At 68.2% G+C, this 12321-nt stretch carries 12 protein-coding genes; 3 read left to right on the top strand and 9 right to left on the bottom strand.

The window, feature by feature from the left end; all coding sequences use genetic code 11:
• Positions 1-176 precede the first annotated feature (176 nt).
• On the bottom strand, positions 177-1589 hold the full coding sequence (locus tag BLV57_RS28555) for a S8 family peptidase (protein WP_091293911.1): 1413 nt from the start codon (positions 1587-1589) through the stop codon (positions 177-179).
• Positions 1590-1705: 116 nt separating this feature from the next.
• Positions 1706-1939, bottom strand: coding sequence for an SCO4848 family membrane protein (locus tag BLV57_RS28550; RefSeq protein WP_091293908.1), 234 nt, complete (start codon positions 1937-1939; stop codon positions 1706-1708).
• A 97-nt stretch (positions 1940-2036) separates the two neighbouring features.
• Between BLV57_RS28550 and BLV57_RS28545 the strand changes: the two genes are divergently transcribed.
• A complete protein-coding gene (locus tag BLV57_RS28545; protein WP_091293904.1) occupies positions 2037-3275 on the top strand; it encodes a D-alanyl-D-alanine carboxypeptidase family protein in 1239 nt (412 codons plus the stop codon).
• A gap of 32 nt (positions 3276-3307) precedes the next feature.
• On the opposite strand, the gene BLV57_RS28540 is transcribed toward BLV57_RS28545, so the two are convergent.
• From BLV57_RS28540 to BLV57_RS28530, 3 genes are read right to left on the bottom strand one after another with little or no spacing between them, the layout of a single operon-like run.
• Positions 3308-4315, bottom strand: a complete 1008-nt coding sequence (locus BLV57_RS28540) for a YhjD/YihY/BrkB family envelope integrity protein (protein WP_091293903.1) — start codon at positions 4313-4315, stop codon at positions 3308-3310.
• Between the two features lie 36 nt (positions 4316-4351).
• Positions 4352-5371, bottom strand: a complete 1020-nt coding sequence (trpS, locus tag BLV57_RS28535) for a tryptophan--tRNA ligase (protein ID WP_091293902.1) — start codon at positions 5369-5371, stop codon at positions 4352-4354.
• A gap of 13 nt (positions 5372-5384) precedes the next feature.
• Positions 5385-6272 carry a LysR family transcriptional regulator gene (locus tag BLV57_RS28530; RefSeq protein WP_091293901.1) on the bottom strand — a complete coding sequence of 296 codons (888 nt, stop codon included), beginning with the start codon at positions 6270-6272 and terminating at the stop codon, positions 5385-5387.
• Positions 6273-6342: 70 nt separating this feature from the next.
• Here BLV57_RS28530 and BLV57_RS28525 point away from each other — a divergent pair, with 70 nt between their 5' ends.
• On the top strand, positions 6343-7296 hold the full coding sequence (locus tag BLV57_RS28525; protein ID WP_091293900.1) for an SLAC1 family transporter: 954 nt from the start codon (positions 6343-6345) through the stop codon (positions 7294-7296).
• On the opposite strand, the gene BLV57_RS28520 is transcribed toward BLV57_RS28525, so the two are convergent.
• Positions 7259-7807, bottom strand: coding sequence for a hypothetical protein (locus BLV57_RS28520; RefSeq protein ID WP_091293899.1), 549 nt, complete (start codon positions 7805-7807; stop codon positions 7259-7261). The genes BLV57_RS28525 and BLV57_RS28520 overlap by 38 nt on opposite strands.
• A 212-nt stretch (positions 7808-8019) precedes the next feature.
• Between BLV57_RS28520 and BLV57_RS28515 the strand changes: the two genes are divergently transcribed.
• Complete coding sequence (locus BLV57_RS28515; protein WP_091293897.1) at positions 8020-8742, top strand: S1 family peptidase; 723 nt, start codon at positions 8020-8022, stop codon at positions 8740-8742.
• 332 nt (positions 8743-9074) lie between these two features.
• On the opposite strand, the gene BLV57_RS28505 is transcribed toward BLV57_RS28515, so the two are convergent.
• The 3 genes from BLV57_RS28505 to BLV57_RS28495 are packed head-to-tail and all read right to left on the bottom strand — an operon-like array spanning position 9075 to position 12319.
• Complete coding sequence (locus BLV57_RS28505) at positions 9075-11429, bottom strand: ATP-binding cassette domain-containing protein (RefSeq protein ID WP_091293895.1); 2355 nt, start codon at positions 11427-11429, stop codon at positions 9075-9077.
• Positions 11430-11457: 28 nt separating this feature from the next.
• A complete protein-coding gene (locus BLV57_RS28500) occupies positions 11458-11868 on the bottom strand; it encodes a VOC family protein (protein WP_091294255.1) in 411 nt (136 codons plus the stop codon).
• Between the two features lie 10 nt (positions 11869-11878).
• Complete coding sequence (locus BLV57_RS28495) at positions 11879-12319, bottom strand: helix-turn-helix transcriptional regulator (RefSeq protein ID WP_091293893.1); 441 nt, start codon at positions 12317-12319, stop codon at positions 11879-11881.
• Between the last annotated feature and the right edge of the window lie 2 nt (positions 12320-12321).

The following is a 12321-nucleotide window of genomic DNA, read 5'->3' as shown; positions in this document are numbered from 1 at the left end:
GTCAGGGAGGCCCTCACCCACATAGCCGAGTCAGGGCCTCCTTCACCCGACCCACCCGAGTCAGGGAGGCCCTCACCCACATAGCCGAGTCAGGGAGGCCCTCACCCAAGCCCAGCAACGACAAAGGCCCCCTTCGGAACACCAAGGTTCCCAAGGGGGCCATCGTCAGAGCAGGGTTACTTCACCGCGTCCAGGGCGTTCACCAGGCCGTGGCCGTAGTACGAGTTGTTGTTCGCCGGCCCCGTGCAGATCGCGTCCGAGCAAGCGACCGGGTCGGCCTGACGCTCAAGCAGCCAGGTCAGCAGCGCCGGCGGAGCGAAGCGGTACTTGCTCGCCAGCAGCGCCGCGACACCGGCGGCATGCGGGGATGCCATCGAAGTGCCGCACTTGGTGCCGTAGACGCCGCCGAAGACCGACGAGAGCGGGCAGCCCGCACCCTGGCCTGCCGGGGGCAGCTGGGCGCGGTCACCGCCGGGGGCGGTGACATCGGTCTGGCCCGCGCCGAAGTTGCTGTACGAGGACTTGGTGCCCGCGTAGCCGACCGCGGACACGGTCACGACGCCGTCGATCGCCTTGGGCAGGATGCCGCAGCTCGAGTCGAGCTTGTGGTGCCGGATCTTGTCGACGGTCTGCTTGGTGACGTCGAAGCCGTCGTTGCCCGCGGCCGCGACGTTGAGCACGCCGCGGTTGTTCGAGTATGTGACGGCGCGGCGGACGGCCTCGTAAGCGGCGGCGTCACCGGCCTGCTTCGGGCAGTAGAACTCGCCGGGGTCGATGTAGTAGGAGTTGTTGGTGACCTCCATGCGGTGCTTCGCGGCCCACATGAAGCCACAGACGGCGGCCTCCGGGAGGATGTTGCCGTCGTCGTTCACCACCTTCACCGAGGCGAGCTTGACGCCGGGCGCGACGCCGGTGAACTTGGCCGCGTCGTCCTTGCCCGCGATGGTGCCAGCCACGTGCGTGCCGTGGTCCGAGGCCGTCGGAAGCCACGAGTCCGGGGTGGTGTCGGGCGCGCCGGAGTTGCAGTTGGCCGACTGCTTCGCGTCGACGGCGTTGGTCAGCGCCGGGTGCTTGATGTCGATGCCGGAGTCGAGGACGCCGACCGTGACGTTCTTGCTGCCCGGGTTGATCTTGTTGGCCTCGGGCGCGTGGATGGCGCGCATGTCCCACTGCTGAGCGCTCACGTCCGCGGCCGCGACGACCTCACGGGTCTCCTCACTCTCGCGCTCCGCGATGATCTCCCGGCGCTGGGCCGCTGCCGCCGAAGCGGGCGGGAAACGCACCTCGCGGTTACCGGAGTAGGCGCGGAACTCGCCGACCTTGGCCTGGAAGTCGGCGTTGCGCGACGACGCGACCGCGACCCCGATCTCGGGGTAGTACGAGACCCTCGTGCCGCACTTGGCCTTCAGTTCCTTGTCGACCAGGAACTGCGGGGTGTGCGGGTTGTAGATGACCACGTAGTTGAAGGCTTCGCTGGTCGTGTCGCACGTGGGCGCGGCCGGTGCGGCGGCGCTCGCGCTCGGCGCCATGCTCGCGGTCAGCGCGAGCACGGTGGCCGCCGGGAGCAGCCATCGACGGATGGGGGACATTCCACCTCCAGTGAACGGGCAGGGCGCGGTTCGGCGCGACATGCCCTGAACAAACCTGATGGCGAGAACGTTAGGCATTCGAAGGACTCAGCACTGTCCCCCATATGGGGTAATGCTCACCCATTGTTCGTTTTTTGCCGCCGGAATCCCCGCCATCCGATCACCCCAATGATCGAGCCGAGCGCGAACGACACCACGGCGAGCACGAAGTGCACGATGAAGAACGCGGTCGGGGAACCGTCGGCGGCCCAGGACCGATCGCCTGCCCACAGGTTCTTCACGAACGTGATCCAGATGATCCACGACCAGACGCCGAAGGCCAGCAGAAACAGCGAGACGCGACGAGACATGCCCCCGAGTATGCAACTCTCCCACCGCAGGTACCGCCTGCCCCTCCCCACCACCACCCTCAACGGAGGCGCTACGCGCCGCAGCTATATTCCGAGGGTGCACTCCGCAGTTACCCGGTCGCTCAAGGTTCTCGTTCCTGCCGTGATGTCGCTTTTGCTGACGGCTTCACCGGTTTTGGCGGCTCCGCCGTCGACGACGGCGAACGCACCCGCGTCCGGCTGCTCGAACCGGGAAACCCCGCCGCCGCCCATCGACACCTCCGAGAAGCCGTTGCCGGGAAAGCAGGCCCCTGCCCCGCTTCCGGTGCCCGCGACGCCGCAGGGCGGCCCGCGGATGGCGGAGTGCGACACCGTCGTCCCGAAGAACGCGCTCAACCCGCCGGACGTCACCTCGGCGTCCTGGGTGCTGCAGGACCTCGACACCGGCGCCGTGCTCGCCGCGAAGAACCCGCACGCGCGCCAGCGCCCGGCTTCGCTCATCAAGACGCTGCTCGCGCTCGTGGTGGTCACCGAGCTCAAACCCGAACAGGTGATTTCACCGACCAAAGAGGACGCCGAGCAGGAATGCACCTGCGTCGGCATCGTCGCGGGCGGCAAGTACACAGTGGACCAGCTGCTGCACGGCCTGCTGATGCACTCCGGCAACGACGTCGCGCACACCTTCGCGACCGCGCTCGGAGGCGTCGACGCGACGCTCGGGAAGATGAACGCGCTCGCCGCCAAGATCGGCGCGACCGACACCCGCGCGGCCTCGCCGTCCGGGCTCGACGCGGCGGGCATGTCGACCTCGGCCTATGACCTGAGCGTCGTCTTCCACTACGCGATGAAGCAGCCGGAGTTCGCGAAAGCCGTTGGCACCAAGGAATTCCAGTGGCCGGCGATGGGCGACAAGCCGTCGTTCCCGGTGTACAACGACAACAAGCTGCTCGGCGTCTACCCCGGCTTCCTCGGCGGTAAGACCGGCTTCACCGACGACGCGCGGCACACCTACGTCGGCGGCGCGGCGCGCAACGGCAAGCGCATCGCCGTGGTGACCATGCGCGGCGAGCAGCGGCCGACGCGCATCGTCGACCAGGCGTCGAAGCTGCTCGACTACGGCTTCGCGCTCGAAGCGTCGAAGGCCGAGCCGGTCGGCCAGATCGTCTACAAGGCGGGCACCAACGGCAAGGCCATCCCCGACCCGCAGGACAACTCGACCCCGAACGCGGCCGTCGCCGCGCCGGAGGACCGCTTCGGCGTCGTCGGCTGGATCCTCACCCTCGTGGTCGCCCTGATCATCGTCGCGGGCTTCACCATCGGCCACTTCCGCAGGAAAGCCGCAGCTCAGGGCTCGTGAGCGTTCCGACCGGTTAGAACCGGCCGGAACGCTCACGACCCTTTACGGCCCCTGAGGTAGCCGACAAGCGCTCCGGCCCCGAATGCGGCTGCGGGCACCCCGAAGCTCGGTCGACGCTCCACGGTCACGTTGGGCCGCAAAACGACCGGGTCCGGTGGCCGCACTACCTTGACCTCGTTCTCCGGAGCCGTGGCCGTCCAAGCGGTGACGAACAGCAGGAACCGCGAAACCAGGTTCGCGAAGAACAGCAGACCCAGGATCGGCCCGAACAGCACGGTGCTCGGCGACGAGCTCACGAAGCCCAGGTAGACCGTGGTGACCTGCTTCAGCACCTCGAAGCCGACGGCCGCGATCGCCGCACCCTTCAGCGCGCTGCGGAAGCTGACCTTCTCGCGCGGCAGCCGCGCGATCACCCACGTGAACACGAGCATGTTCCCGGCGAGCCCGAGCAGGATCGTCGCCAGCCGCAGCAGGAACACCGCCCAGCCCTCGTTCTCCAGCCCGACCAGCCGCAGCAGCAGACGGCCGACGCCGCTGCCCGCGGCGGTGATGCCGAACGAGAACGCCAGCGCCAGCCCGAGGCCGACCAGCCGCAGCAGATCCTTCAACGTCGTCGAGATCAGCGGCAGCGCCTGCTTCTCCTGACCCCACTGCGCCGTCAACGCGTCGCGCAGGTTCGTCATCCAGCCGATGCCCGAGTACAACCCGAGCACCAGGCCGAAGATCCCGGTGCCAGCGCCGGCCTGCAACGCGGTCGTGACGATCTGGTTCAGGAAGTCCCCGAGCCCGGCAGGCGCCGACTTCGTGATCCCCTGGCGCAACTGGTCGAGCGCGGCGGGGTCACCCTGCAGCACCATGCCCGCGATCGAGAAACCCACCATCAGCAACGGGAACAGCGACAGCACACTGAAGTACGTGATCGCCGCGGCGTAGTGATTGCCGTAGCGTTCGGTGAACGCGTCGTTCGCGCGGATCAGGTGATCGAGCCACGCGTACTTGCGCCGCAGCCGGGGCAGTAGTTTCTCTTCGCTTTCAGCCACCTACAAACGGTAAACCAGCGAACGCCCCCGCGCTGGTCAGCTGGGCGGCAGGAAACCGATCCGGTCGTACGCCGCCGCCAGCGTCCGCGAGGCCACCTCGCGTGCCCGCTCGGCGCCGCGCGCGAGCACCTTGTCCAATTCGGCCACATCGTCCATATAGGACTGAACCTGCGCCTGGAACGGCGTCACGAAGTCGACGAGCACCTCGGCGAGGTCCTTCTTCAGGTCGCCGTAGCCCTTGCCCTCGTAAGCGGCTTCGAGCTCGGCGATCGTCCGCGACGTCAGCGCCGAGTAGATGGTCAGCAGGTTCGCGACCCCAGCCTTGTTCTCCGCGTCGAAGACGACCTCGCGGCCGGTGTCGGTGACCGCCGACCGGATCTTCTTCGCCGAGCGCTTCGGGTCTTCCAGCAGCTCGATCAGCCCGTTGCCGGTGGACGCCGACTTGCTCATCTTCGACGTCGGGTCTTGCAGGTCATAGATCTTCGCGGTGCCCTTGACGATGTACGGCTCCGGCACGGTGAACGTCTTGCCGAGCCGCTTGTTGAACCGCTGCGCCAGATCACGCGTCAGCTCCAGGTGCTGGCGCTGGTCCTCGCCGACCGGCACCGCGTTGGCCTGGTAGAGCAGGATGTCCGCGGCCTGCAGCACCGGGTAGGTGAACAGCCCGACGCTGGCGCGGTCGGTGCCCTGCTTCGACGCCTTGTCCTTGAACTGCGTCATCCGGCTGGCCTCGCCGAAGCCGGTCTGGCATTCGAGCACCCAGCCGAGCTGCGCGTGCTCGGGCACGTGGCTCTGCACGAACAGCGCGCTGCGGTCCGGGTCGACGCCCAGCGCGAGCAGCTGCGCCGCCGAGAGCCGCGTGCGGTGCCGCAGCACCTTCGGGTCCTGCTCGACGGTGATCGCGTGCAGGTCGACCACGCAGTAGTAGGTCTCATGCGTGTCCTGCAGCGCCACCCACTGCCGGACGGCGCCGAGGTAGTTGCCGAGGTGGAACGAGTCCCCGGTCGGCTGGATCCCGGACAGCACCCGCAGCTTCGTAGTCACGTCTTCAGACACGGGGTCAATTCTGTCAGGAACCCCTGACCGCGATGGCAGCGAGGTCGGCCGCGAGCCCACGCGGCGAACGACCGGCCCGCCAGACGACCCGCAGCTCACGCCCGAGGTCGGCGCCCGCGACGTCCACGCCGACCAGCGTCCCGGCCGCCAGCTCGGCCGCGACCGTGTGCGCGCTCAGCACCGCAGGGCCGATCCCCTCGATCACCGCGGCCTTGATCGCCGTTGTCGAGGACAGCTCCAGCAGCGGCGCGGCCAGGTCGAGCGGCCGGACCGCCAGCTCGAGCGCGCGCCGGGTGCCGGATCCGCGTTCGCGGCTGATCAACGGGGTCGCGGCCAGCTCGGCGACGTTGATCCGGCGTCGCGCCCACCGATGACCGGGCGCGACGACCAGCCGCAGCTTGTCGCGGCCGACGCTGTGCGCTTCGAGCCCGCCGCGCAGATCCGGGCCCTCCGTGAAGCCCAGGTCGACCTTGCCGTCGAGCACCAGCTCGGCCACCTCGGCGGAGTTCCCGGAGCTCAGCGCGACCGCGCTCCCGGCGGGCAGCGCCGCCAGCCACTTCGGCATCAGGTACTCCGCGACCGTCAGGCTCGCCGCGACCCGCAGCTGGGTATCGCGTTCCGCGCGCAGCGCGGCGATGCCCGCCTCCAGATCGGCGGCCGCGTCGACCACCGGCCTGGCCCAGTCGACGACCAGCGCGCCCGCGTTCGTGAGCCGGGAGCCACGCGGCGACCGGTCCACCAGCGGCACGCCGACCTGGGTCTCCAGCTGCCGCAGCCGTGAGCTCGCGGCGGGCTGCGAGATGCCGTGTGCCCGCGCCGCCAGCCCGATGCTGCCCAGCTTGGCGATGGAAAGCAGCAGGTCGAAGCCGGTCAGGTCGGCCACCCTCGTCGGTAGAGCCATAGGCAAAGCTTATGAGTTCATCGCGGATCGGTCCCTACCGAGTGGGCGCGGAACCCACGATCGTGAAGTCATGCTCAAATCCGCGCCCGCCCGCCTGGCTCCGAAATGGTTCACCTCGGTCATGGGCACGAGCATCGTCGCGAACGCGGCGGTCACCCTCCCTGTGCACGGCCTGAAGCCGGTCGCCGCGGTGATCTGGGCCTGTGCGGCCGCCTGGCTGCTCGTGCTCTGCTGGAAACTCGTCAAGTCGGGCCCGGCGCCACTCGAGCATTTCTGGGGCGCGCCGCCGATGGCGTTGCTGACCATCGGCGCCGGTGCGCTCAACTTCATCGGCGGCACAACGGGTCTGGCCATCGACTGGACACTGTGGACGGCCGGAACCGCGCTCGGGCTCTTCACGACGGTGACGGTGCCGTATCGGATGATCACCGGCCGGATCGACGCGAGCGAGGTCTCCCCCACCTGGCTGCTGCCGGTCGTCCCGCCGATGGTGTCCGCGACGACCGGCGCCGCGCTGGCCGCGCATTTACCTGACGGGCAAGGAAAACTCGCGCTCGTCTTGGCTTGCTACGGCTTCTTCGGCATCAGTCTCTTCGCGACGGTCGCGCTGCTGCCGCTGATCTGGGGCCGCGTGATGCGCGGCGGCCTGCCGTCGCCGACGCTGTGGATCGTGCTCGGCCCGCTCGGCCAGTCGACGACCGCGGCGCTCGTGCTCGGCGAAGTGGCCCCGGCGCCGTACGGCAACGCGGCCCGGGCGTTCGGCTTGCTCTACAGCGTGCCGACGTTCGGGTTCGCGATGGTGTGGCTGGCGCTCGCGATCGCGGTCACCGTTAAGGAACGACCGGAATTCTCGTTGTCCTGGTGGGCTTTCACGTTCCCGCTCGGGACATGCGTCACCGGTGCGAGCGCGCTTGCCGCCCGCACCGGGTCCGCGGTGGTCACCGGTCTCGCGGTGACCCTCTATGTGCTGCTGGTCGCGCTCTGGTTCAGCGTCGCACGAAAAACGCGTTGGCGTCAGGCCTGAACTGGAAGTAGATCGCGCCGACGAGCAGCGCGATGTTCACCAGCGAGAGCAAGCCGTAGAGCGCGCCGAAGAAGCCGATCGCGAAGAAGATGCCAAGCGCGAGCAGGCCGATCAAGCTGAAGAGCAGGACGATGCCGCCGACGACGGTCAGCGTGATCCTGGCCCAGTTCTGGCCTGCCTTCATCTGCAGAACGAAGAAGACCCAGAGGCCGATCAGCACCAGGTTGAAGACGATGCCGCCGACGTTCGAACCACCGGATGGGAGGCCGCGGGCGACCAGCTCGGCGTTGATCGAGCTGTTGGTCACGATGCTGATGATGACGTTCAGCACGGCGAGACCGGCCGCGACGAACCAGATCTTGACCGAGGTGTCGAGTGACTTGGGCACCGGGCCCTGCGCGGCGGGCGCGTGGGGCGGCGGCGGCGGAGGCGCGGCGGGGAAACCGCCACCTGGAGGAGGCTGCTGCGGTTGCTGCTGGCCCCAGTTCTCAGGGCCGGGATTGGTCGACATAGCGCAGCAAGCTACTGCAGTCCAATCAGCCAAAACAGACGAAAACCGAAAAGTTACCCCCTACTTATCCACGACCGGGTGACCCCAGGCTCCCCCTAGCCGACAAAAGTACTAAACGGTTAAACCGCCCATACTTCCGTAGGTTATTCACCAACCGCAAGCGTTCCTAACGTGCAGGATGACCGGTTCACTCCTCACTGAAGGAGCACATGATGAAAGCAAGGTCCCTGCTCGCCGGCCTCGCCGTCACGGCGGCTGCGGCACTTTCGCTGACCGCGCCAGCCGCCGCCCAGACCGACATCGTCGGCGGCGGGAACGCGACCCAGGTCTACTCGTTCATGGCTTCACTGCAGTCCGCCAGTGGCGGTCACTCGTGCGGTGGCTCGCTAGTCAAGGCCAACTGGGTCGTCACCGCCAAGCACTGCGGGCAGCCTGCCCAGGTGCGGGTCGGCACCACGAACCGGACCAGCGGCGGCACGGTCGCCAGGGTGAGCAGCCGCATCGCCCACCCGAGCGCCGACCTCGCGCTGCTCAAGCTCGCCACCTCGGTGCCGCAGGCCCCGGTCGCGATCTCGGACTCATCCGGCCCGGTCGGCCAGGCCACCCGGATCATCGGCTGGGGTCAGACCTGCGCACCCGCGGGCGCCTGTGGGTCGCCGGTGACCCTGCAGCAGCTCGACACCTCGATCGTCGCGGACAACAAGTGCCTCGGCATCAGCGGCGCCAGCGAGATCTGCACCAACAACCCCGGTGGCAACAAGGGCGCCTGCTACGGTGACTCCGGTGGCCCGCAGGTCAAGCAGGTCAACGGGACCTGGGAGCTGATCGGCGCCACCAGCAGGGCCGGGAACAACTCCAGCACCTGCGCCACCGGCCCGTCGATCTACGTCGACGTGTCGTACTACAAGTCCTGGGTCACCAGCAACACCCAGTGACCGCCGGCTCGCGCCGCCCCATCTGCCCCGGGGGCGGCGCGGGCCGAGCAACACGGTGAGCGCACCGGGCGGCAGCTCGAACAGCTCCTCGAAGATCCGCACGGCGCGCAGTGAGTCCCTGCGCTCCGGGCGGCTTCTTCCGTTGCGCCAGTAGCTCAACGTCGCGACGCTGACGCGCACGCCGCGTTCGGCGAGGCGGTGGCGGACCCGTTCCAGGCTCAGCCCACTCGAGGTGATCGCGGCGTCCAGTGCTCGGGGGAACGCGTTCTGCATGTCTCCCGACACTGCCCGTTGATCACCACGGGAAACAATCAGGGACCACTACGTACTTGTCACCCGACGTAAGCCGCCAAGTGCTCACCGGTGAGTGTCGAGCGCTTCGCGACGAGGTCGGCGGGCGTGCCCTCGAAGACGACCTTGCCGCCGTCATGGCCCGCGCCAGGCCCGAGGTCGATGATCCAGTCCGCGTGCGCCATGACCGCCTGGTGGTGCTCGATCACGATCACCGACTTGCCCGCGTCGACGAGCCGGTCGAGCAGGCCGAGCAGGTGCTCGACGTCGGCCAGGTGCAGGCCGGTTGTCGGCTCGTCGAGCACGTAGATGCCGCCCTTCTCGCCCATGTGCGTGGCGAGCTTGAGCCGCTGCCGCTCGCCGCCGGACAGCGTGGTGAGCGGCTGCCCGAGGCTGATGTAGCCGAGCCCGACATCGGACAGGTGGGTCAAGATCTTGTGTGCCGCCGGGGTTTTCGCCTCACCGGCCGCGAAGAACTCGCTCGCCTCGGTGACCGACATGGCGAGCACCTCGCTGATGTCCTTGCCGCCCAGCTTGTACTCCAGCACCTCGGCCTGGAACCGCTTGCCCTCGCACTCCTCGCAGAGCGTGGCGACGGTGGCCATCACGCCGAGGTCGGTGTAGATGACGCCGTTGCCGTTGCAGGTCGGGCAGGCGCCCTCGGAGTTGGAGCTGAACAGCGCCGGCTTGACGCCGTTGACCTTCGCGAACGCCTTGCGGATCGGCTCGAGCATGCCGGTGTACGTCGCCGGGTTGCTGCGCCGTGACCCCCTGATCGCGCCCTGGTCGACCGCGATGACGCCGTCCAGCCCGGCGACCGAGCCGTGGATGAGCGAGCTCTTGCCCGAACCCGCCACGCCGGTCACCACGACCAGCACGCCGAGCGGGATGTCGACGTCGACGTTTTGGAGGTTGTGCGTGTCCGCGCCGCGGATCTGCAGCACTTCACTGGATTCCCGGACTTCCGGCTTGAGCGAAGCGCGGTCGTCCAGGTGCCGCCCGGTGAGCGTGCCGCTGGACCGCAGCCCGTCGACCGTGCCCTCGAAGACCACCTCGCCGCCCTTGGTGCCCGCGCGCGGGCCGAGGTCGACCACGTGGTCGGCGATCGCGATCGCCTCCGGCTTGTGCTCGACGACGAGCACGGTGTTCCCCTTGTCCCGCAACTGGATCAGCAGGTTGTTCATGCGCTGGATGTCGTGCGGGTGCAGCCCGATGGTCGGCTCGTCGAAGACGTAGGTGACATCGGTGAGCGCCGATCCGAGGTGCCGGATCATCTTGGTGCGCTGCGCCTCGCCGCCCGAGAGGGTGCCCGCCGGGCGGTCGAGGCTGAGGTAGCCGAGGCCGATCTCGACGAACGAGTCGAGCGTGGCCGTCAGGTTCGCCAGCAGCGGCGCCACCGACGGCTCCTTGAGGCCGCGCACCCAGTCGGCGAGATCGCTGATCTGCATCGCGCAGGCGTCGGCGATGTTGATGCGCTTGATCTTCGACGAGCGCGCCAGCTCGGACAGCCGCGTGCCGTCGCATTCGGGGCAGATGGTGAACGTGACCACCCGCTCCACGAACGCGCGGATGTGCGGCTGCATCGCCTCGACATCCTTGGACAGGAACGACTTCTGGATCTGCGGTACCAGGCCCTGGTAGGTCAGGTTGATGCCTTCGACCTTGATCTTGGTCGGTTCCTTGTACAGCAGGTCGTTCAGCTGCTTCTTGGTGAACTTCGCGATCGGCTTGTCGGGGTCGAAGAAGCCGCTGCCGCGGAAGATGCGGCCGTACCAGCCCTCCATGCTGATCCCCGGGATGGTGATCGCGCCCTCGTTGAGCGACTTGGTCTCGTCGTAGATCTGGGTCAGGTCGATGTCGTTGACCCGGCCCCGGCCCTCGCAACGCGGGCACATGCCACCGGTGATGCTGAAGCTCCGGCGCTCCTTGACCTTCTGCCCGGCCTTCTCGATGGTGACCGCGCCCGCGCCGCTGATGGACGCGACGTTGAACGAAAACGCTTGCGGTGAACCGATGTGCGGCTTGCCGATCCTGCTGAAGAGGATGCGCAGCATCGCGTTGGCGTCGGTGGCGGTGCCGACCGTCGAATGCGGGTTGGCCCCCATCCGCTGCTGGTCGACGATGATCGCCGTGGTCAGCCCCTCCAGCACGTCGACCTCGGGCCTGGCCAGTGACGGCATGAACCCCTGGACGAACGAGCTGTAGGTCTCGTTGATCAGCCGCTGCGACTCCGCCGCGATCGTGCTGAACACCAGCGAGCTCTTGCCGGAGCCGGAAACACCCGTGAACACCGTCAGCCTGCGCTTGGGCAGCTCGACGCTGACGTCCTTGAGGTTGTTCACACGCGCGCCCAGCACCCGGATGAGATCGTGGCTGTCTGCGACGGGCTTGCTCATCGTTTCTCCATCGGTCGTGAGCGGCTGGTTACGGCTGCTGCTGGATGCGGATCAGGTTGCCCGCCGGGTCGCGGAAGGCGCAGTCGCGCACGCCGTACGGCTGGTCGACCGGCTCCTGGACGACTTCGGCGCCCGCCGCCTGCACCTGGTCGAAGACGTCGTCGACGTTCTTGGTGGCGAGGCTGAGGCTGCCGTACGTGCCCTTGGCCATCATCTCGGTGATGGTCTTGCGCTCGTCGTCGGTGAGCCCGGGGGTGGCCTCCGGCGGGAACAGCACGATGTTGGTGTCCGGCTGACCGGCCGGGCCGACCGTGATCCAGTGCAGTCCCTTGTAGTCGACGTCGTTGCGGACCTCGAAGCCGAGGATGTCGCGGTAGAAGCCCAGCGCGGCGTCGGGGTCGTTCTGCGGAAGGAAGCTGGCGTTGATGGTGATGTCCATGGCGATCACACTAAGTGCGCCCCGAAGACCGCGCTTCTCGATTCCTGATCGGTCTGGTCACCTGCTTGGCCACGCACGCGGGCATGCCTTCCGTCGCGCTCGCGGCCTGGTCACGGTAGGTGCTGGGCGGCACGCCGACCAGCTCGGTGAAGCGGGTGCTGAAGGTGCCCAGCGACGAGCAGCCGACCTCGAAGCAGACCTCGGTGACGCTGAGGTCACCACGGCGCAGCAACGCCATCGCCCGCTCGATGCGCCGGGTCATCAGGTAGGAGTACGGCGCTTCGCCGTACGCGCGCTTGAACTCGCGGCTGAGATGCCCGGCGGACATGTGCACACCGCGCGCCAGCGCCTCGACGTCGAGCGGCTGCGCGTACTCGCGGTCGATCCGATCCCGGACGCGGCGCAAGCGCGCGAGATCGCTGAGTCTCGCCGCGTCGGGGCTGCTGGTCACGC

It is taken from the genome of Amycolatopsis xylanica (assembly GCF_900107045.1).
In the GTDB taxonomy this organism is placed as follows: domain Bacteria; phylum Actinomycetota; class Actinomycetes; order Mycobacteriales; family Pseudonocardiaceae; genus Amycolatopsis; species Amycolatopsis xylanica.
The sequence above is the reverse complement of the archived record's forward strand: the minus strand, read 5'-3'. Positions and strand labels throughout refer to the sequence as shown.

What these genes read in the sequence shown, in the direction of transcription:
- BLV57_RS28555 (WP_091293911.1), bottom strand. Translation starts at nt 1,589, where the DNA reads ATGTCCCCCATCCGTCGATGGCTGCTCCCGGCGGCCACCGTGCTCGCG.
- BLV57_RS28550 (WP_091293908.1), bottom strand. Translation starts at nt 1,939, where the DNA reads ATGTCTCGTCGCGTCTCGCTGTTTCTGCTGGCCTTCGGCGTCTGGTCG.
- BLV57_RS28530 (WP_091293901.1), bottom strand. Translation starts at nt 6,272, where the DNA reads ATGGCTCTACCGACGAGGGTGGCCGACCTGACCGGCTTCGACCTGCTG.
- BLV57_RS28525 (WP_091293900.1), top strand. Translation starts at nt 6,343, where the DNA reads ATGCTCAAATCCGCGCCCGCCCGCCTGGCTCCGAAATGGTTCACCTCG.
- BLV57_RS28520 (WP_091293899.1), bottom strand. Translation starts at nt 7,807, where the DNA reads ATGTCGACCAATCCCGGCCCTGAGAACTGGGGCCAGCAGCAACCGCAG.
- BLV57_RS28515 (WP_091293897.1), top strand. Translation starts at nt 8,020, where the DNA reads ATGAAAGCAAGGTCCCTGCTCGCCGGCCTCGCCGTCACGGCGGCTGCG.
- BLV57_RS28505 (WP_091293895.1), bottom strand. Translation starts at nt 11,429, where the DNA reads ATGAGCAAGCCCGTCGCAGACAGCCACGATCTCATCCGGGTGCTGGGC.
- BLV57_RS28500 (WP_091294255.1), bottom strand. Translation starts at nt 11,868, where the DNA reads ATGGACATCACCATCAACGCCAGCTTCCTTCCGCAGAACGACCCCGAC.